Origin of the sequence: Idiomarina aquatica, from assembly GCF_004362895.1 — a bacterium.
Lineage (GTDB): Bacteria > Pseudomonadota > Gammaproteobacteria > Enterobacterales > Alteromonadaceae > Idiomarina.
Map to the genome: position 1 here is coordinate 78747 of NZ_SNXI01000004.1, position 19724 is coordinate 98470.

The window sequence follows — 19724 nt, forward strand, 5'->3', positions numbered from 1 at the left end:
AATGACCGGACGTACAACACTACCGCGGGTAAGCGGATTCACCTTTATCGAAGTACTGGCAGTATTGAGTATTATTGCCATTGCTACGCTGGGCACATTGGTATTGCGCGATTGGGCGGTATCCAACTCGCGGATATCGGAAGCCAAGAGCATGATTACGACGCTGCAGTCGGGGGCACAAATGTGGCGCCCGAATACCGGTGTTTTTACCGGCATTAGTATTAGTGAGTTAAGTGCGATCGGTGCAGTGCCGGAAACCTGGGGTGACGGAGTGGAGAAGAATCCCTGGGGTGGTGATGTCAGTGTAAGTGCCGATGTTGGAGATTTAACAAGGTATACGGTGACTTTTTCTGGGGTCACATCTTCGACCGAGGGTGAGCGTATGGTTAAGGAATACACAGATCTTGCGGTGGTTGCGAGTTATATGACTGATACCCTAACAATCACCTTCCAGGGCTAACATGCCCCGCGGGATGACCTTAATAAGTAGTGTTGCGGCGCTGGCAGTTGCCGCAACGCTGAGCCTGGTGTGGATTAACTTATGGCAGCAGCAACAGCAATTGCAGCGGATGCAGCAATGGCAGCACGCGTTGTTGCAACTAAAACAGGCGCAGCGAGCATTTTTTAAACAGCAACAACGGTTTGCGCTGAATCAGGATGAACTACTCAGCGCCGGTTTGCTGCCGCATCGACTAAGTTTTCCGGAAACAGCAGAGTGGCGTTTTCAGCCCCAGCAACACGTGTTGCTCATGCAAACCGAGGTGGCTTTAGCGGCACCGCGGTTACTGCTGGGGGATGCGGGTAATCCGCCGGCTTATAATTGGCAACCGCCGACGTTAACCGTCAAGGTGATAGGTTATGTTAACTAATAGGCCGCAGAGCAGCCACAAACGGCAACAGGCTCAGGCGGTGACCGAATTCATCATCGCCTGGCCGATTATTTTGCTGGCGATTTGCTTTGTGGTGCAACTTTTTTGGTTATGGTGGGCGCAGCAAACGCTGCACACGGCGACCCAATACGCCGCGCGCACCGGTGCCATTAATCACGGTAGTCAGCAAAAAATGCGTATGACCCTGATTGGTGCTATGGCCGGGATCAAGCCGCAGCTAAACCACGAGCAACCGTTAGTGGCGTCGCTGGCAGCGGTTGCCGAACAAACATTACATTATAGTTTGTATGGCAGTATCAAAGTACGTCAGCCGACAGACGAGCAGTTTAAGCAATTCTCACAACGGCGCTGGAACGTTGAACAACAGCAATGGGTGACCGAAATCCCGGTAGACCACTATGCAGCTCGTAAAGCAAAACAAAACAACGATCAGTGGGCTGCTGCCAGGCGCTTGGTTATCGAAACTCAGTGGTGCGAAAATTTAAAAATCCCGCTGGCGGCCGAGTTTCTCAGCCTAATCGCAAAACGGCGGGGAGAGTGCCTGTTGGGGAATAGTGCGGGTCAGCCGCAGTGGCCACTCAACAGTAGTGCAGAACACGAAATGTTAAGTGGCTACCGTAAGTAACCGGTTTAATCGTGGTATTCGACGCAGGCTTGCAGGGTGTTTTCGATTAACGACGCGACGGTCATTGGGCCAACGCCACCGGGTACCGGTGTTATCCAGCCAGCGCGTTCGGCAGCGGCTGCATATTCAACATCACCGGTCAGGCGGCCATCCGGCAGACGATTCATGCCTACATCGATGACAATTGCACCCGGCTTGATCCATTCCCCCGGAACAAATTCAGGTTTACCCACAGCAACCACGACAATATCAGCGCGGCGCACATGCTTCTCAAGATCGTTGGTAAAACGGTGGCAGACTGTGGTGGTAGCACCGGCCAGCAGTAACTCCAGACTCATCGGGCGGCCGACGATATTAGAAGCGCCAACAACCACCGCATTAAGGCCGTGTAAGTCGACTTTGGTGCTTTCCAATAAGGTGATCACACCTTTAGGCGTGCATGGGCGCAAGGCCGGTATGCGTTGCGCAAGGCGGCCGATGTTATAGGGATGAAAGCCATCGACGTCTTTATCCGGGCGGATGCGTTCCAGAATGGGCGTTGGATCAAGGCCGGCCGGCAGCGGTAATTGCAACAAAATACCGTCGACCGCATCATCTTCGTTAAGCTGGTCGATTAACGCTTCTAATTCAGCCTGTGACGTAGTCTCCGGCTTATTAAAGTCAAAAGACTTTATCCCAACTTGCTGGCAGGCGCGGCGTTTGTTGCCGACGTAAACTTCCGAAGCCGGGTCGCTGCCGACCAACACTACGGCTAATCCCGGCGCCCGCAGGCCAGTGTTAACCCGTTCTGCTATTTGTGACTTAACTTGTTCTCTGACAGTTGCGGCAATGGCTTTACCATCGATGATTTGTGCGGGCATGTTGTTGTGATTCCCCAATCGCTGTGCGTGAATGTGTTTCTGTACGTTACTTATGGCGCTATAGTTTACGAGTTTTAGCCGAGCTTGTCACTGTAACACGGCGTACCCAAAACGGTTTATTATGATAGCAACCGCAGTGACTATTGTGGTAAAAATAGACAGCTTGTTGCAAAAGTAGGCAGTTAGCGATACATTCGCAAAAAATGTTTGACGATAGTGACCTCAACAGGTAATATTCGCCCCCGTTGTCGGCCACCAAGGCCGTCACAGCTTTATCGTAAGTTCGGCGAGTAGCGCAGTTTGGTAGCGCACTTGGTTTGGGTCCAAGGGGTCGCTGGTTCGAATCCAGTCTCGCCGACCATTCGTTAAAGCAGGCGGTAGCAGGAATGTTCGATTGCGCCCGTAGCTCAGCTGGATAGAGCAACGGCCTTCTAAGCCGTCGGTCGCAGGTTCGAATCCTGCCGGGTGCGCCAGAACGCGCCAAGAAGAAATCACTCAGTGGTGGGTGTAGCTCAGTTGGTAGAGCCCCGGATTGTGATTCCGGTTGTCGTGGGTTCAAGTCCCATCATCCACCCCACTTCTTTTATCTCCAGCGTATAATAAGGTCATCGGCGAGTAGCGCAGTTTGGTAGCGCACTTGGTTTGGGTCCAAGGGGTCGCTGGTTCGAATCCAGTCTCGCCGACCATTTATTACAATTCTGATCAAATCTTCTATTGGTTGCGTAATTTCGCAGTAGGACTATCCTTTATAATAGGATCAGCGACAATACTACGCGTGAGCAAAACGGAGGTTTAGTCATGGCAGATTTTGAAACCTGTATGCGCAATCCCGCAGGCGCCTTTGGACAGCCCGAGGACGTCGTTAACCGCAGCGATTTCAGTAAAGAGCAAAAACTGAAAATTCTAAAGCAGTGGCGTTACGACGAATACGAAACCGAAGTGGCAGACCAGGAAAATATGGGTGCTGACAAGCCTGACCGATTAGGCGAAATCAATAACTTAATTCTGCAGTTAGAAGAGTAATCTGAACACCCACGTGCGCATCTGCGCACGTTCTCTACGTTTTTTCCTAATACCCTCTCGACTCCGACCGGTTAGCCCGCTATAATGCTGCGTCATTTTTAAAGGTCAACGCCGTTGTTGCGCCCGGCACCTAAATGATAAATAAAGGCTTTATGGGCAAACAACATTCATTGATTGAAACCGAGGTAATGAAGCAATGCAGGTTTCTGTAGAGACAACTCAAGGTTTAGAACGTCGCGTGACAATTTCGGTCCCGGCGGACACTATTGACAACGAAGTCAAACGTTTACTGAAAGAAGAATATCGTCACCGTCGCGTTAACGGGTTCCGTAAAGGTAAAATCCCGCCGCACGTGCTGCAGAAGCTATTTGGCCGTGAAGCACGCTCGCGCGCCGCTTCTGGCGTTATGCAAAGCAAGTTCTATGAAGCGGTAATGCAGGAAAAAATTAACCCTGCTGGCGCTCCGGCGATTGAACCTAAAGTGAATGAACCCGGCAAAGATCTTGAATTTACTGCAACTTTTGAAGTTTACCCAGAAGTTGAAGTTAAGAACTTAGATAAAGTTGCCATCGAAAAGCCTGCTGTCGAAGTGACAGAAGAAGACGTTGATAACATGCTGGAAACCCTGCGTAAGCAACATGCGGGCTGGAAAGAAGTTAAGCGTAAATCGAAAAAAGGCGACCGCGTTACCATGAACTTTGTCGGCTCAATTGACGGCGAAGAGTTCGAAGGCGGAAAAGCCGAAGACTTCCAGCTGGAGCTTGGCGAAGGCCGCATGATCCCTGGTTTTGAAGACCAAATCAAAGGCATTAAAGCGGGCGAAGAGAAGACTATCGAAGTCACCTTCCCGGAAGACTATCACGCTGAAAACCTTAAAGGTAAAGAAGCGCAGTTCGTGGTTACCGCGAGCAAAGTTGAAGAGCGTGAATTGCCTGAGCTGAACGACGAGTTTGTTGCTTTGTTCGGCGTTAAAGAAGGCGGTGTTGACGCACTTAAAGACGAAGTGCGTAAGAACATGGAACGCGAGTTAAACAATGCTCTGAAAGGCAAGATCAAAGATCAAGTCCTGAAAGGAATTGTTGAACAGAATGAAGTCGAATTGCCAAAAGCAATGATCGATCAGGAAATTGACGCGTTGCGTAAGCAAGCAGCTCAACGTTTTGGTGGTAATGCTGAACAAATGCCTGATTTACCGGCAGAGTTGTTCGAAGAACAAGCCAAAGAGCGCGTTAAAGTCGGTTTATTATTAGGTGAAGTTATTCGTCAAAACGAGATGAAGCCTGATGATGAAAAAGTCGACACCATCATTGCTAACGCAGCTTCAGCTTATGAAGATCCGGAAGAAGTTGTGGCTTACTACAAGTCAAACAACGATATGATGCAGCAAGTGCGCAATCTGGCTCTGGAAGAACAAGCCATTGATTACGTACTGGAGCAGGCTAAGGTCACTGAAAAGAAAGCCAGCTTCGACGACATCATGAACCCGAAGCAGTAATTAGCTGACGTCGTCCTTGACGGACGCCGTCTGTGCTTGGTTTAATGGCTCGTATGACCTCATACGAGCCATTTTTATTTCAGGAGCATTAAATTAATGTCGAGTGATATTCAGGATCCGATGGCACAGCTTGTCCCAATGGTGGTAGAACAAACTGCTAAGGGCGAGCGTTCATATGATATATATTCACGTTTGCTTAAAGAGCGCGTGATTTTTTGTTGTGGCCAGGTGGAAGACCACATGGCTAATCTTATCGTTGCTCAGTTATTATTTTTAGAGTCGGATAACCCGGATAAAGACATTTATCTGTACATTAACTCGCCGGGTGGCGTGGTAACTGCCGGCATGGCCATTTACGACACCATGCGCTTTATTAAACCGGACGTGAGTACCGTTTGTATGGGGCAAGCAGCCAGTATGGGTGCATTCTTGTTAGCCGGTGGTGCTCAGGGTAAGCGTTATTGTTTGCCTAATTCGCGGGTAATGATCCACCAGCCGCTGGGTGGTTTCCAGGGGCAAGCGTCTGATTTCGAGATTCACGCTAAACAGATTTTGGATCTTAAAGAGCGTTTAAACCGTATGCTAGCAGAGAACACCGGTCAGGATTATGACAAAGTCGCACAGGACACTGACCGCGATTACTTTATGGCAGCAGAAGAAGCGGTTAACTACGGGTTAGTCGACGGTATTCTGAATCAGCGTGGCGAAGAGCAGTAGGAGAACAGCATGACTGATAAAACCGAAGGTGAAGGCGAAAAGCCGTTGTACTGCACCTTTTGCGGTAAAAGTCAGCACGAGGTTAAAAAGCTGATTGCAGGTCCATCTGTATTTATTTGTGATGAGTGCGTGGATCTGTGTAATGACATCTTAAAAGAAGAAATTCAGGATATAGCACCGGCGGCGGCCGAAGAGAAACTGCCGGTTCCGAAAGAGATCCGTGGCAACCTGGATGATTATGTTATTGGTCAGGATCGCGCTAAGCGCGTGCTGTCGGTAGCGGTATACAACCACTACAAACGACTGCGCAATAGTGGTAAGGGTAAAGATCAGATTGAACTTGGCAAAAGTAATATTTTGCTGATTGGTCCAACAGGCTCGGGTAAGACGTTTCTGGCAGAGACTATGGCGCGCTACCTGGATGTGCCATTTACTATGGCCGACGCGACGACTCTGACTGAAGCCGGTTATGTTGGTGAAGACGTCGAAAACATTATTCAGAAGCTGCTGCAAAAATGTGACTACGACGTTGAAAAAGCCGAGCGCGGTATTGTTTATATCGACGAAATCGACAAGATTTCGCGCAAGTCAGATAACCCGTCCATTACCCGTGACGTCAGCGGTGAGGGCGTACAGCAGGCGCTGTTAAAACTGATTGAAGGTACGGTAGCGTCAGTGCCACCGCAGGGTGGTCGCAAGCATCCTCAACAGGAGTTTTTGCAGGTTGATACCTCGAAAATTCTGTTTATTTGTGGTGGTGCATTTGCGGGGCTTAGTAAAGTTATTGAGCAACGCCTGGCAACCGGTACCGGCATTGGCTTTGGTGCCGAAGTTAAAAGTAAAGACCGTGCTGAAGAAGGTAAAGTTATTGCACAGGTGGAGCCGGAAGATCTGGTCAAGTATGGCTTAATTCCTGAGTTTATCGGACGTCTGCCGGTTGTGGCGACACTGGATGAGCTGGATGAAGATGCCTTAGTGCAGATTTTGAAAGAGCCGAAAAATGCCTTAACTAAGCAATACTCTGCATTATTCGAAATGGAAGACGTAGAGCTTGAGTTCCGTGACGATGCCCTGCATGCGATAGCGAAAAAAGCGATGTCTCGTCGTACCGGCGCGCGCGGCCTGCGTTCTATCGTTGAAGACGTGTTACTTGGCACCATGTACGATTTACCGTCTATCGAGGGCGTTGCCAAAGTTGTTGTCGATGAATCGGTGATTGCCGGTGAGTCGGATCCTATTTTGATTTATGCAAATCAAAACAAGGAAAAACAAGCTTCTGGTGAATAAAAGGCGACTTTTAGCCCAAAAAGTGTGCAAAAAAGGGCCGTTTGGCCCTTTTTTTCTGTCAGACATTGAACTTTGCCGAGCAGACCGCATATAACAGTTATAACTAAGGTCGGGAGAAATTAATGAGCGAAGAACGTACAGAACAATTATCAATGCCTGTTCTGCCGTTACGAGACGTAGTGGTGTACCCGCATATGGTTATTCCACTCTTTGTTGGCCGCGAAAAATCTATCCGTTGCCTGGAAGCGGCAATGGATGCGGACAAAAAAGTGTTTTTGGCAGCACAGAAAGATGCGTCTGTCGACGAACCGACAGAAGACGATATTTATCGCGTGGGAACGGTAGCCACCTTGCTGCAATTGCTGAAACTGCCCGACGGTACAGTTAAAGTGCTGGTCGAGGGACAACAGCGTGCGCAACTGGATGAGTTGCAGGATGACGACGATTACTTTAAAGCCAGCATCCATTACCTGGCCTCGGAAGAATTGCCGGAAAAAGAACAGGAAGTGATGTTGCGCTCGGCGATGAATCAATTTGAAGGCTACGTAAAGCTGAATAAGAAGATTCCGCCTGAAGTACTGACCTCGTTGTCGGGCATCGATGACTGTGACCGCCTGGCTGACACTATGGCAGCGCATATGCCGTTAAAACTGGCGGATAAACAGCACGTGCTGGAAATTACCGATGTGCGCGAGCGTATCGAATACCTGATGGCGCTAATGGAAGGCGAAATCGATATTCTGCAGGTCGAAAAGCGCATTCGCAGCCGGGTTAAAAAGCAGATGGAAAAAAGCCAGCGCGAGTACTATCTGAACGAGCAGATGAAGGCTATTCAGAAAGAACTTGGTGAGGGCGAAGATGGCGTCGATGAGTTCGAGCAACTACAGAAAAAGATTGATGATGCGCAAATGCCGGCGGAAGCCCGCAAAAAAGTCGAAGCAGAGCTGTCTAAACTTAAGATGATGTCGCCGATGTCTGCAGAAGCGACCGTTGTGCGTGGTTACATCGATTGGATGGTATCCATTCCGTGGAAGAAAAAATCGCGTATTAAGAAAGATCTGGCCAATGCAGAACAAATTCTTGATGCCGATCATTATGGACTGGAAAAAGTTAAAGAGCGCATTATTGAGTATCTTGCGGTGCAGCAACGTACCAGCAAGGTTAAAGGCGCTATTCTGTGCTTAGTTGGCCCGCCGGGCGTGGGTAAAACGTCGCTGGGTCAATCAATTGCCAAAGCAACCGGACGTAAGTACGTTCGCATGGCGTTAGGCGGCGTACGTGACGAAGCCGAAATACGTGGTCACCGCCGTACGTATATTGGTTCAATGCCGGGTAAACTGATTCAGAAGATGTCGAAAGTCGGGGTACGCAACCCGCTATTCCTGCTGGACGAAATCGATAAGATGTCTGCTGATATGCGTGGCGATCCGGCATCGGCGTTGCTCGAAGTGCTGGATCCGGAACAAAATATCAACTTTAACGATCATTACCTGGAAGTTGATTACGATTTGTCTGACGTGATGTTTGTGGCAACCTCGAATAGTATGAATATTCCGGCGCCATTGCTGGACCGGATGGAAGTGATCCGTTTATCAGGTTATACCGAAGACGAAAAACTGAATATCGCTAAACGCCACTTGCTACCGAAGCAAATCGAACGTAATGGTCTGAAAGCTAAAGAAATTACGGTTAATGACTCTGCCATTATTGGCATTATTCGTTATTACACCCGCGAAGCCGGTGTGCGTAATTTAGAGCGTGAATTATCGCGTCTGTGCCGTAAAGCGGTTAAAACCATCTTATTGGATAAGTCGATTAAACATGTCGAGATCTCAGATGACAACCTCAGTGACTTCCTGGGTGTGCAACGGTTTGACTACGGTAAAGCCGAGGAAGAAAACCAAATCGGCCAGGTTACTGGTTTAGCATGGACCGAGGTAGGCGGCGACCTGCTGACCATTGAGGCGACCAATGTTGCCGGTAAGGGTAAAATCACCTCGACCGGTTCACTGGGCGATGTTATGCAAGAGTCGATTCAAACCGCATTGACGGTGGTTCGTAGCCGTGCGGATAAGCTGGGTATTGCCGATGACTTCCACGAGAAACGTGATATTCACGTGCACGTGCCTGAGGGCGCAACACCCAAAGATGGGCCCAGCGCCGGTATTGCAATGGTCACTGCATTAGTTTCGTCATTGACCAAAATCCCGGTTCGTTCAGAAGTTGCGATGACCGGCGAGATTACGCTGCGTGGCGAGGTGTTAGCTATCGGCGGCCTGAAAGAGAAGCTGCTGGCAGCCCATCGCGGTGGTATCAAGCACGTGTTGATTCCCAAAGACAATGAGCGTGACTTAAAAGAGATTGCTGATAACGTTAAGCAAGATCTTAAAATTCAGCCTGTGCAGTGGATTGACGAGGTGCTGGCAGTAGCGCTGGAAAAAAATCCGATGGCTTAATAGTACAAAAGTCGTATAGCGTTTTGTATCGAAAACGGCAGAATGCGGTCTATGGCATAGAAATACGCCTACAGGCCGCATTTTTTCGTTAAAAATGTGGAAAAAAGGGTTTTCAAACGTAACGACTGTGGTAGCCTAAGTGTGAAAGCTTGCTATGGCACAAGTGGTAGCCGGGCAGCTGGACAGGAAAAGTTCGGTAACAATGGTGTTGAACATTCAAACTAAGCTTGATATAACAACTTCGGCCCATTTAAAAAATCCGAATGGAACCACGGAAATTTGATAATAACAATCGAAGGGGATGATACTGTGAATAAGTCTCAGCTAATTGACAAAATCGCGGCAGGTGCAGATATCTCTAAAGCTGCTGCTGGTCGTGCTCTGGACTCGATGACTGATGCAGTAACCGAAGCTCTGAAAAAAGGCGACCAAGTAGCATTGGTTGGTTTTGGTACATTCAGCGTACGTGAGCGTTCTGCGCGCACGGGTCGTAACCCACAAACGGGTGAAACTATTCAAATCGCTGCTGCAAAAGTACCTTCTTTCAAAGCCGGTAAAGCACTGAAAGACGCAGTAAATTAATTGAGGCGCTAACGCGCTTTTTTTATAAAAGATTTTGAGTAAATAATAACCCGGAGTTTAGAAGCTCCGGGTTATTTTTTTGTCGAAAGGGTGAGTTTTAGTGCGTTTTCGCTATAATGTGCCGTCGATAATTAAACCACGAAGGAAGTTCTGATTATGTTAGAGCGGATACGAGAAGGATCGCAGAGTTTTGCTGCGAAAGCCGTTCTGGTGCTGATTATTTTAACCTTTGCGTTAGCAGGGGTGGGTAGCTATGTAACCGGCGGTGCTGATACCACGGTGGCCGAAGTAAACGGCGCTGAAATAACACAAACGGAATATGACCGGGCATACGAGAATGAGCGTAGCCGATTGCAGCAACAATTTGGCGACATGTTCGATGCCATCAGTTCTGATCCTGGCTATATGCAGACTGTGCGCGCCAATGTCATGAATCAGTTAATTGAGCAGCAACTATTAGTTCAGTACGCTCAAAATAACGGCATGCGCATTTCTTCTGCCCAGGTAAAACAAGAAATTCGCGATATCCCGGCGTTTCGTACCGCCGGTCAATTCGACAATGACGTGTACCTGATGGCGTTGCGTAATGCCGGCTACACACCGGAAAGCTTTGCCACTCTAATGCAAAGCGATCTATTACGTAGTCAGCTTTTACAGGCGCTGGCAGGTAGCGAATTTGCACTCGATTCTGAAGTGTTGGCGCTACTGCGTTTACAGCAACAAACGCGTTCAGGCGGTTATTTAGTTGCCCGTAATGCCGACTATGTCGATCAGGTTGAGTTGAGTGAACAGGAAATCACGCAATACTACGAAGATAACAGTCAGGCTTTTCAGGCGCCGGAGCGCATCCAGGTGGCTTATGTCGAACTATCTAAAGCTGATTTGATGGCTGATATTGATATTGCCGAGTCAGAAGTGCGCGAATTTTACGATAACCGCATTGACCAGTATCGTACCGAAGAAGAGCGCCGTATTTCACACATCCTGGTTGAACACTCAACCGATAATGCCGAGCAAAAAGCAGAGCAGGCGCTGGCAGCACTGGAGCAGGGCGGTGACTTTGGCGATGTTGCGATGGAATACTCTGATGATACCTTCTCAGCAGAAGTTGGTGGTGACCTGGAGTGGATTGAACGTGGCATGATGGACGAAGACTTCGATGCGGCGGCGTTTGCGTTGGAAGAAGTCGGAGATATCACGGGTATCGTCGAGACCAGTTTTGGTTATCACATTATCAAGTTAACGGATTTGCGACCGGGCTCAGTGACTCCGTTTGAAGAGGTAAGGGACGAGGTTCGTCAGCAACTGGTTGAGCAACAGTTAGAAGACCGTTACTTCCAGTTACAACAGGATTTAGCTGAAATCAGTTTTGAGCAACCTGACACTCTGGAGCCGGCAGCGGAAGCTATTGGCGAGACCGTGCGTACTACCGATTTATTTGCCCGTGAACGCGCTCCAACGCCACTGAGTGACGATGTTATTCTGAATAATATCTTTGCTGAGCAATTGATCGATGAGCGCTTAAATAGCGATATTATCGAGACTTCGGACGATCGTTCGTTGGTTGTTCGTGTGGTAGACCATCAGCCGCAGCAGATTCGTCCGTTAGCAGATGTGCGTGCGCAAATCGAACAACAGTTACGCACCGAAAAGGCACAGCAGATGGCACTGGAACAAGCACAACAGTGGCAACAGCAGTGGTCTGAGGGTAGTAGCGAGTTAGACGATAAAGTGGTTTGGTTTGACAGCATCGGTATGAGTTCGCAAGAACACCCTCGTGGTGTGCTGCAGAACGTTTTCCGGATGGCACCTAAAGCCGGTGAAGAGCTTGCGATGCAGGCAGTCGAGTTGCCAAATGGTGATGCGGCAGTTATTGCACTGACCAATGTTACTGAAGGTAATGCAGAGTTGGGTGAGCAATCTCAGCAAGTACGTGAACAGCTGAGCAACCGCCAGGCACAAATCATGCTACAGGCGTTCATTGATACGCTGAAGCAGGACGCTGATATTATCCGTAAAGATAATTAGGCGAAAACAGCCTCAATAGCTACAAACGCCCCGGCTTTCGCCGGGGTTTTTTTTGGGCACAGCGCCCCGTCAGTGCGTTCATCCGCAGGTGATGGGGGGCTCAGGCCCGCCCGTGCGGTCATACTCAGGCGATAGGTGGCTCAGCCCCGCCCGTGCGTTCATCCTCAGGCGACGGGTGGCTCAGCCCCGCCGTTACGCTCCCTGCGGTCGCTAAACCGACGGGTACTTACGATCTTCCATGGCTTCGTTGCAACGACAGAGCCATTTCATTTTTATCGTTTAACGGTTGAATTCTTTTTAGGGATTTACGCAAAATAGCATTCAATGCGATGAGGCTCGCTCGGCTGTTTAATCATGGCAGATCGTGTGTAACCGCCGGTTTAGCGACCGAAGGGAGCGCACCGGCGGGGCAGAACCACCCGCCGCCTGCGGGTTTGCGCACCGGCGGGGCAGAACCACCCGCCGCCTGTGGGTGTGCGCACCGTCGGGGCAGAACCACCCGCCGCCTGGGGTGTGCGCACCGGCGGGGCATAACACCCTTCGCCTACGGGTGAACGCACCGGCGGGACGCAACGTATAAATTCGCCTGCGGGTTCTTTCGAAACCACGCGGTTAATACAACGAGGGTAGGTCGTTGCGGCGAGGTTTAGGCTGTTTGTCCAGAGCTTTGCGCAAGCTCTGATACAGTGTTTTGCCGTCCGTCCATTTTGGTTTTGTTGCACTGAAAAGCGATTGTTGCAGGGTATTTAATTGCTGCTGTAAATTTTCATCGACACTGTTCCCTTGCGCCACCCAGCGTGCCAAATCACCCAACGCGACCAGCCGTTTATTAAAGCGCTGCTGTGCCCACTTGCGCAGGAATTCATCTGCTTTACGGGCGTGGTTGTCGGCACAGGCTTTCTGGAAGTTACGCCACTGCTGATTGTCGGTTAGCGGTTTCTCTGCACTACGGCGGTTTGGCACCTCCGTTGGTTGACGCTTTTTGCGGCGCCAGAACCACGCCAGGTTGCCCAGCAGTGATATACCCAATAATGCCGCCAGTACGCTAATAACACGCTGACCAGCGGACTCTGTGAGCGTGTCTTTTTGATTCTGCGCTGAGCCGGCCTGATCATCTTTAGCAGGAGTCTCAGTTTTCGGCTCTGGCTCTGCCTGCGAGTCTGTATCATTCAGCTCGTTAACAACCCCATTAACCGTCAGGTTGACAGCGTCGGTACGGGTAATATCACGTTGACCCCGCTTGGTATTAAACCATGGGATCTCAAGTGCAGGTAATTGCAGACTGCCCGGTTCATTGGGAACCACTGCATAACTCATGGTTTTTTGGGCAATGGTTACGCCGTTGCGGACAAATTGGTCTGTTTTTTCGTTGTCTGGATAAACCCTTACCGAATCGGGGAATTGCGGTTGAATTGCCGGCAATTGCTCGGGCTTCACACCAACAGCAGTTAATTGGTAACTCAGCGTAATGGGTTCACCTACATCGATGCTGGATTTTTCCGGCGTCAGTGATTGCGAAATAGTGACTAATTCACTGGGCAACCAATGGCCCTGCCAGTTTGCCGGTACCGGCTTGACCTGTACCGAAACCGTTTTACCGATAGTACTTACCGGCTGTGTATTGGAGAAGGATGAGAAAATAGAGCGCTGTCCTTCGGCATAGACCTCACCATCGAACCGTGCGCCCTCAATGTCAAACTCCCCCGACTTGTTGGGGGTTATCTGGTAGGTTCGTTGATAAACCTTATAACGCCGTCCATTGAGCATTTTCGTGGACTCTTCGTCAGAACCTATCTGACGAATGTCAGCATGCTCCATTTTCGGCGGCATCAAGTTACCTTTATTTAAATCTGCCGCCAGATAAAGCCGCACAATATAGGTAAATGGTTGTTGCAGGAATACCGACTGACTGTCTAGGGTGCTTTCGATAAAGGCGATTTTATCCGAGCGGGAACTGGTGTCACTCCCTGCAGGTAGCACCTCCACAGTGATTGGTTGCGATTGTGCGCCATCCATCATAATCGCCGGAATGGTGTAGTCACCTTGTTGTCTGGCAATTAGCACGGTGGTAAAGCGCGTTAATTTACTCAGGTCACCATTGACGATAGATGTTTGTCGGCTGACTGAGGTACGACCGACGATAAAATCACTGAGTAATTGCTGTGGCTGAAAGGCTGAACTGTCGACATCATCATTAAAGGTTACCGTCAGCACAAAAGATTCATCGACGATAACCGGATTTTTGTCGACCGAGGCTTCGATAGTAGTGACCTGAGCGTAGGCCGGTGTAGCACATAAAGTACCAAACAGGGTACTGACACTTAGCAGTATAAAGCCGGTTAGTTGCTTTATCGACCTTACCATTTTTGTTTTACTCCCTCGGGTTGTGATGCCCGCCGTTGATTCCGTCGTTGGCTTTCCAGTAACATTTTATTGCGCAGCAGAATACTCGGGTCGTCCGGAATACGGTTCATCCATTGCTCCAGTTGTTGCGCGCGTTCAGGGTCAATATCGTCAGCAAATTGAGTCTGGCTATTACGTTGTTGCTGTTGCGGGTTAGCATCTTGTTGACCGTCTTGTTGCGCCTGTTGCTCGCGATTTTGTGGCTGTTGTTGCTGCGGTTTTTGTTCGGCTTCGCCTTCTTGCTTGCCGTCGTCTGACTGATCTTGTTGTTGGCTTTGCTGCGATTCGCCTTGTTGACCCTGATTATTGCCGGCATCGTTATTTTGGTTTTGGTTATCCTGATTCTGGCCCTGTTGCTGGCGGCTGTCGTCTTGCTCCTGCTCGCCATCCTGCTGGTCGTTTTCGCCCTGTTGTTGCTGCTGTTGCTCCTGTAAAAGCTCGTCCATTAATGCTGAATTTTGTTCGGCTTCGGTCCAGTTTGGTTTTTTATCCAAAGCGGTTTGATAGGCTTCTTTAGCGGCTTCAAACTGTTGCTGTTGTGCCAGCGCATTACCGCGGTTATACCAACCCTCGGCGCTGTCGAGTTGGGCAAAACTGTCCGCGGCGGCGCTATAATCACCAGCGCGGTATTGCGCTACGCCGCGGCGTAGTGGGTCTCGACTAAGTTCAGCCGCTGCCTGATAATCCTCTTGCATTAACAGTTGCTGCGCCTGCTGCGATTGATTAAGCCACCAGGACGGCGCACTTTTTTGCTCTTGCGCTATAACCTGAGTTGACGTCATGGACAGCAACGGTAACAGAGCCAGCGCCAACCATGTGCCTAAACTGCCGCCGCGACGCCAGCTAAACAGCATAATGGGTATCAGTAGCAATGCCAAAAAAGGGCCGTTGTCGCGCCACTGGTCACCTTGTTGCTGTTGGTCTCCGTCCTTGCCTTCCCGAGTCAACGGCGGTTGCTGAACAAATTGGGCAATATCGCTATTGTCGGCACGCACGGTTTCATAAATCCCGCCCGTTAAACGTGCTAAATCGCTTAAACGTGACGGTACTAATTTGGCGATTACCGTTTGTCCAAAGCGGTCTTTAAGCAGGTTGCCGTCGCTGTCGCGGATTGGCGCGCCTTGCTCGGTGCCAACGCCAAGTATCGAGACCCGGTGTGACTGTTGACGCAGGTATTGAGTCAAGGCATTGAGTTCACTGGTTGCTATGCCGTCAGTTAGCCAGTAGATGTCACCTTCGGCATAGCCGGCATTGCGTAGCAATTCGTCGGCTAACTTAAGCGCACGTAACGGCTCGCTACCTGAGCGCGGCATAATCTCCGGCGACAATGACGGAATTAAGTTTAGTAGGTTGTTATTATCCGCAGTCAGCGGGCTGATAATAAACGCGTCGTCGGCATAAGCAATGAGACCGGTATCGCCATCCAGTCCGGACTTGACCAAATCCATGGCTTTGAAACGCAGCTGGGTTAAGCGGCTGGGTTGAATATCGGAGGCAAGTACAGAGGGCGACATGTCCATAATGACGACTTGTCCGGTCTCCAGCTGGTAAACGGGTTGTGGTAAACGTTCCCAGGTTGGCCCGGCGAGCGCGACCGAGCTAATCAGCCAAAATAGGCCCAGGCGGTGGGCCGACCAGGGTGTTTGTTTGCCTCCTGAAGCAACTAACACTTGTGCCAAATGATTAGGCAGCCATTGATGCCAACCCGATTGTGTTTTTTGTATCACCAATAACCGCCAATAGAAAGCGGCCAGTGGCAACAGTGCCAATAACCACCAGGGGCGTAAAAAATGAAAGTCAGCCACGGCGAAGCCTCCATGGACGGTGATGCAACAACGCAATAATAATCATAACCAGTAATGCCGCGGCCAGAGGCAAGAAAAATAGTGCCTGCCGCGGTCGCAACTGCTGTGGTGAGCCGGCAATTGGCTCTAACTCATCAAGCAGCTGATAAATTTGCTCAAGTTCTTCGGTGCTGCGGGCGCGAAAATAGCGGCCGCCGGTGGTTTCGGCAATCCGCTGCATTAGCGGCACATCCAGATCGCGACTTGGGTTAACCCGACGTTGGCCAAAAAAGCTGTCGACCACGACTTCTTCGGCACCCACGGCTATGGGATAAATACGCACGTCAAAGGCGTCGGCTAACTCTAATGCTTGATCCGGAGTTAGATTACCAGCGGTGTTTTGGCCGTCAGTCAATAAAACCAGCACCCGGTTGGTCTCTTCTTTACTGCGAAAGCGCTTTACCGATAAAGCGATGGCATCACCGATAGCGGTGCGCTCGCCCACCAATCCCAGTACCGATTCCTGCAACATTTGCCGAACTGTCTCACGGTCGTAGGTCATGGGGGTTTGCAAAAACGCCGTATCGGCAAAAAAGATAAGTCCTAGTCGGTCCCCCTCGCGGCGGCTGATAAAGTCGCCCAACACCGATTTAACCATAGTCAGCCGGTCGACGTTATCGCCGTCTAACTGCATATCGGCAATTTCCATGCTGCCGGATAAATCGACAGCCAGCATGATCTCACGGCCTTCGGAGCGCACCGGTAAAGGCTCTCCCAGCCATTGCGGCCTGGCGGCGGCTGCCAGCACTAACAGCCAACATAACGACAGCAATATCCACATCCATGGTTTAGTGCGCATACTGTGTTGCGCATTAGCCAGGCCGTTCAGTGAGGGGATACGAATAGCCGATAATGCCGGTGAACCCGCCGGTAATAAATAGCGGATCAACCAGGGCAGGGGTAACAAAATAAATAACCATGGCCAGGCAAACTCAAACATGTTCACCTCGGTGTTGTTTTTTTGTCTGCGAGCGCGCCTGGCTGCGAACCTGCTTAATCCATTGCATCGCCACGTTCTTGTAGGCGTTGATAAGTTCATGATTGGCTGGCTGGTAAAGCAATTGATCGTGTTGTGTGACTAACTCCGCCGGCGCATCAATAAAAGTCAGCCAATCTTTACCATTAAGTTTGGCGATAGTTTGGCGGGGGAAGTAGACCAGAGCTACCCGCTTGCATAACAACGTAATATCACTGGCTGACGGACGTTGTAGCTGTTGTAATTTAGCTAACGCGATGCGTTGTGGCTTTCGTGCCCGATGTTGACGCCACAACCACCACAATAAAACAGCGACAACGACCAGTATAACCATGCCAATGGCAACAACAGGCCAGGCCGGCGGCCACCAACTGGCAGCGCCGGGCTCGACGATATCGTTGAGTTGTTGTAAAGATGCCTGTTGCATGAATCGACTACCTATATCCTTTAACTGTTAACGCAGAGATTGCCATTGTTGCTCAAGTGCCTCGGCACTACTGACATAGGTCAGCGCTAAACCATACTGTTCGAATTGCTGTTGTTGATGTTGCTGACGTTGTTTAGCGCTATCGTGATAACGTTGCCGCTGGCGTGAGTCGGCCAAATTGATTTGTGCTTGCTGAAGGCCGTCAAATACCGCTAATGGCTGACTGGAATAGCCCGCCGGCAATTCACACTCCATCGGATCATACAGGCAGAAACAACGCACCGAATTACGTCGGTTAAGACGCGCTAACAGCTCAAGTAGTTCCTCATCAATGTAGCGAAAATCGCTAATGATATTGATTAAACTGCCGGGCTTGACCAGCTGCTGTAAGCGCCGCAAGGAGTCCGCTAACGGTGCGTCATGCGGACGCTGTTGCTGTTGCCAACGGTGGTAACTGTCTTTGTGAATGTCGACAGCACTGTGTAAAAAGTGTAAAACACCCGCCTGCCGGGCTGCCGGTTTGTGTTCGCGGTGCATCCAGCCATTGCTGATGATACCGCCAACCCGGTCACCACGCTGTTGTGCCTGCCACGCCAGAGCAGCGAGTAAATGACAGCTCTGCACGGACTTGAACAACAGCTGGCTGCCAAATAATTGGGTAAGCGCCAGGTCGGCAACTAAAAATACCGGCCGTTCTTTTTCTTCCCGATAAAGCTTGGTGTGTGGTTTGCCCGTGCGTGCCGTTACCCGCCAGTCGATCGAGCGAATATCATCACCAGCCTGATAGTGACGGACTTCGTCAAACTCCATACCGCGGCCGCGAGTTTTACTCAGCAACGGGCCACTTTGGCTTACCGCCGGCAGGTGGCGACGATGCTTGGCGAAAGCCGGCAGCTTTGTCCGGTAATACATAAGTTCCTGTATACCCGGCTGCAAACCATCACTGTGGAGTTTATCCAGCCAAAACCGAGACTGCTCAAGCGACAACATAGTTAGGGTGCCGGCACCAATGTCACGATCTTATCGATCACTTGGTCCGGTGTTACGCCATCGGCTTCGGCCTGGTAGCTAATAATAATACGATGCCGCAAACAGTTGTGCACGACACTATTGATATCGTCCGGCGTAACAAAGTCACGGCCATCCAGCCAGGCACTGGCGCGAGCACAACGTTCCAGCGCAATGGTGGCCCGTGGGCTTGCCCCATAGGCTATCCAACGTGCTAATTCGCTATCGTAATTGGCCGGCTGACGCGTCGCTATTACCAGTTGCACCAGGTAGTTTTCTACCGCGTCATCCAGGTAAATTTGCATCACCTGCTTACGGGCAGCAAACAGTTGTGCCTGGGTTAACGGCGTTGGCATTGCTTCTTCACCTTCAATCACCTCGCCACGCGTTAAACGGAGAATTTTTTGCTCGGTTTCCGCGTCAGGGTAGTCGAGCTTCAGGTGCATTAAAAAGCGGTCTAACTGTGCTTCTGGTAAGGGATAGGTTCCCTCTTGCTCCAGCGGGTTTTGTGTTGCCAATACCATGAATAAGTCCGGCAGCGGGTAGCTACGCTGGCCGACGGTGATTTGCCGCTCGGCCATAGCCTCGAGCAGTGCTGACTGCACTTTCGCCGGCGCCCGGTTAATTTCATCAGCCAGAATCAAATTATGGAATAACGGCCCCTGCTGAAATTCAAAGGTCCCATTTTCGGGGCGATAGATATCAGTACCGGTTAAATCGGCGGGTAATAAGTCCGGCGTAAACTGTACGCGGTGGAAGTCGCCTTCGATACCTTTAGCCAGCGCTTGTACCGCGCGAGTCTTTGCCAAACCAGGCGGACCCTCGACCAATAAGTGGCCATCCGCCAGCACGGCGAGCAGCAAATTACGGGTAAACTCGGGCTGACCCAATACCTGACGGTCGAGAAACTCATGTAATGCGTTAAATTGTGAGGCGGCCATGGGACTCCTGCTTACTGTTTGTACCCTCTACTTATGCTATTTTTGGGGTAGTCATTAAATTTTTAAAGTCATAGATAGTAACACTTTAAACAAAACGATGGTTTTAATCTGCAGGATAAACCGCTAGAATTTGTAACAAAATCTATTGTGGTCAGACCAGTA

At 50.2% G+C, this 19724-nt stretch carries 17 protein-coding genes and 4 tRNA genes; 14 read left to right on the top strand and 7 right to left on the bottom strand.

The window, feature by feature from the left end; all coding sequences use genetic code 11:
• Position 1 precedes the first annotated feature (1 nt).
• The 3 genes from DEU29_RS04540 to DEU29_RS04550 are packed head-to-tail and all read left to right on the top strand — an operon-like array spanning position 2 to position 1515.
• Positions 2-460, top strand: a complete 459-nt coding sequence (locus DEU29_RS04540; protein ID WP_133539072.1) for a prepilin-type N-terminal cleavage/methylation domain-containing protein — start codon at positions 2-4, stop codon at positions 458-460.
• Position 461: 1 nt separating this feature from the next.
• Positions 462-869, top strand: a complete 408-nt coding sequence (locus DEU29_RS04545; RefSeq protein WP_133539073.1) for a hypothetical protein — start codon at positions 462-464, stop codon at positions 867-869.
• Positions 859-1515, top strand: coding sequence for a TadE/TadG family type IV pilus assembly protein (locus DEU29_RS04550; RefSeq protein WP_133539074.1), 657 nt, complete (start codon positions 859-861; stop codon positions 1513-1515). The genes DEU29_RS04545 and DEU29_RS04550 overlap by 11 nt, the downstream gene beginning before the upstream one ends.
• Before the next feature lie 5 nt (positions 1516-1520).
• Here the strand turns inward: DEU29_RS04550 and folD are convergent, their stop codons facing one another.
• Positions 1521-2375 (bottom strand): bifunctional methylenetetrahydrofolate dehydrogenase/methenyltetrahydrofolate cyclohydrolase FolD, encoded by an 855-nt coding sequence (gene folD / locus DEU29_RS04555; protein WP_133539075.1) that lies wholly within the window; start codon positions 2373-2375, stop codon positions 1521-1523.
• Between the two features lie 284 nt (positions 2376-2659).
• Here folD and DEU29_RS04560 point away from each other — a divergent pair.
• The 11 genes from DEU29_RS04560 to DEU29_RS04610 all read left to right on the top strand — a co-directional run bounded on the left by DEU29_RS04560 (position 2660) and on the right by DEU29_RS04610 (position 11963).
• Positions 2660-2736, top strand: a tRNA-Pro gene (locus DEU29_RS04560).
• A 35-nt stretch (positions 2737-2771) separates the two neighbouring features.
• A tRNA-Arg gene (locus DEU29_RS04565) sits at positions 2772-2848 on the top strand.
• A 28-nt stretch (positions 2849-2876) separates the two neighbouring features.
• Positions 2877-2952: transfer RNA gene (locus DEU29_RS04570), tRNA-His, on the top strand.
• 32 nt (positions 2953-2984) lie between these two features.
• Positions 2985-3061: transfer RNA gene (locus DEU29_RS04575), tRNA-Pro, on the top strand.
• A 112-nt stretch (positions 3062-3173) separates the two neighbouring features.
• Positions 3174-3398 (top strand): hypothetical protein, encoded by a 225-nt coding sequence (locus tag DEU29_RS04580; RefSeq protein ID WP_133539076.1) that lies wholly within the window; start codon positions 3174-3176, stop codon positions 3396-3398.
• 196 nt (positions 3399-3594) lie between these two features.
• Positions 3595-4893 (top strand): trigger factor, encoded by a 1299-nt coding sequence (gene tig, locus DEU29_RS04585; protein ID WP_133539077.1) that lies wholly within the window; start codon positions 3595-3597, stop codon positions 4891-4893.
• Between the two features lie 96 nt (positions 4894-4989).
• Positions 4990-5610: an ATP-dependent Clp endopeptidase proteolytic subunit ClpP gene (gene clpP / locus DEU29_RS04590; protein WP_133539078.1), complete on the top strand. Its 621-nt coding sequence runs from the start codon at positions 4990-4992 to the stop codon at positions 5608-5610.
• A 9-nt stretch (positions 5611-5619) separates the two neighbouring features.
• Positions 5620-6897, top strand: a complete 1278-nt coding sequence (gene clpX, locus DEU29_RS04595; RefSeq protein ID WP_133539079.1) for an ATP-dependent protease ATP-binding subunit ClpX — start codon at positions 5620-5622, stop codon at positions 6895-6897.
• Positions 6898-7019: 122 nt separating this feature from the next.
• Positions 7020-9353, top strand: coding sequence for an endopeptidase La (lon, locus tag DEU29_RS04600; RefSeq protein WP_133539080.1), 2334 nt, complete (start codon positions 7020-7022; stop codon positions 9351-9353).
• Between the two features lie 285 nt (positions 9354-9638).
• Entirely contained in the window at positions 9639-9935 is a 297-nt protein-coding gene (hupB, locus tag DEU29_RS04605) for a nucleoid-associated protein HU-beta (RefSeq protein WP_279513219.1), read from the top strand.
• A 156-nt stretch (positions 9936-10091) separates the two neighbouring features.
• Positions 10092-11963, top strand: coding sequence for a SurA N-terminal domain-containing protein (locus tag DEU29_RS04610; protein ID WP_133539082.1), 1872 nt, complete (start codon positions 10092-10094; stop codon positions 11961-11963).
• 612 nt (positions 11964-12575) lie between these two features.
• Here the strand turns inward: DEU29_RS04610 and DEU29_RS04615 are convergent.
• From DEU29_RS04615 to DEU29_RS04640, 6 genes are read right to left on the bottom strand one after another with little or no spacing between them, the layout of a single operon-like run.
• Positions 12576-14327, bottom strand: coding sequence for a BatD family protein (locus DEU29_RS04615; RefSeq protein ID WP_133539083.1), 1752 nt, complete (start codon positions 14325-14327; stop codon positions 12576-12578).
• Complete coding sequence (locus tag DEU29_RS04620) at positions 14321-16171, bottom strand: vWA domain-containing protein (protein WP_133539084.1); 1851 nt, start codon at positions 16169-16171, stop codon at positions 14321-14323. The genes DEU29_RS04615 and DEU29_RS04620 overlap by 7 nt, the downstream gene beginning before the upstream one ends.
• Entirely contained in the window at positions 16164-17150 is a 987-nt protein-coding gene (locus DEU29_RS04625) for a vWA domain-containing protein (protein WP_133539085.1), read from the bottom strand. The genes DEU29_RS04620 and DEU29_RS04625 overlap by 8 nt, the downstream gene beginning before the upstream one ends.
• Complete coding sequence (locus DEU29_RS04630; RefSeq protein ID WP_133539086.1) at positions 17143-17613, bottom strand: DUF4381 domain-containing protein; 471 nt, start codon at positions 17611-17613, stop codon at positions 17143-17145. Before DEU29_RS04630 ends, DEU29_RS04625 begins: the two co-directional genes overlap by 8 nt.
• Positions 17614-17640: 27 nt before the next feature.
• Entirely contained in the window at positions 17641-18603 is a 963-nt protein-coding gene (locus DEU29_RS04635) for a DUF58 domain-containing protein (protein WP_133539087.1), read from the bottom strand.
• 2 nt (positions 18604-18605) lie between these two features.
• The gene (locus DEU29_RS04640; RefSeq protein ID WP_133539088.1) at positions 18606-19562 is read right to left on the bottom strand and encodes an AAA family ATPase; all 957 of its coding nucleotides are present in this window, start codon (positions 19560-19562) and stop codon (positions 18606-18608) included.
• Between the last annotated feature and the right edge of the window lie 162 nt (positions 19563-19724).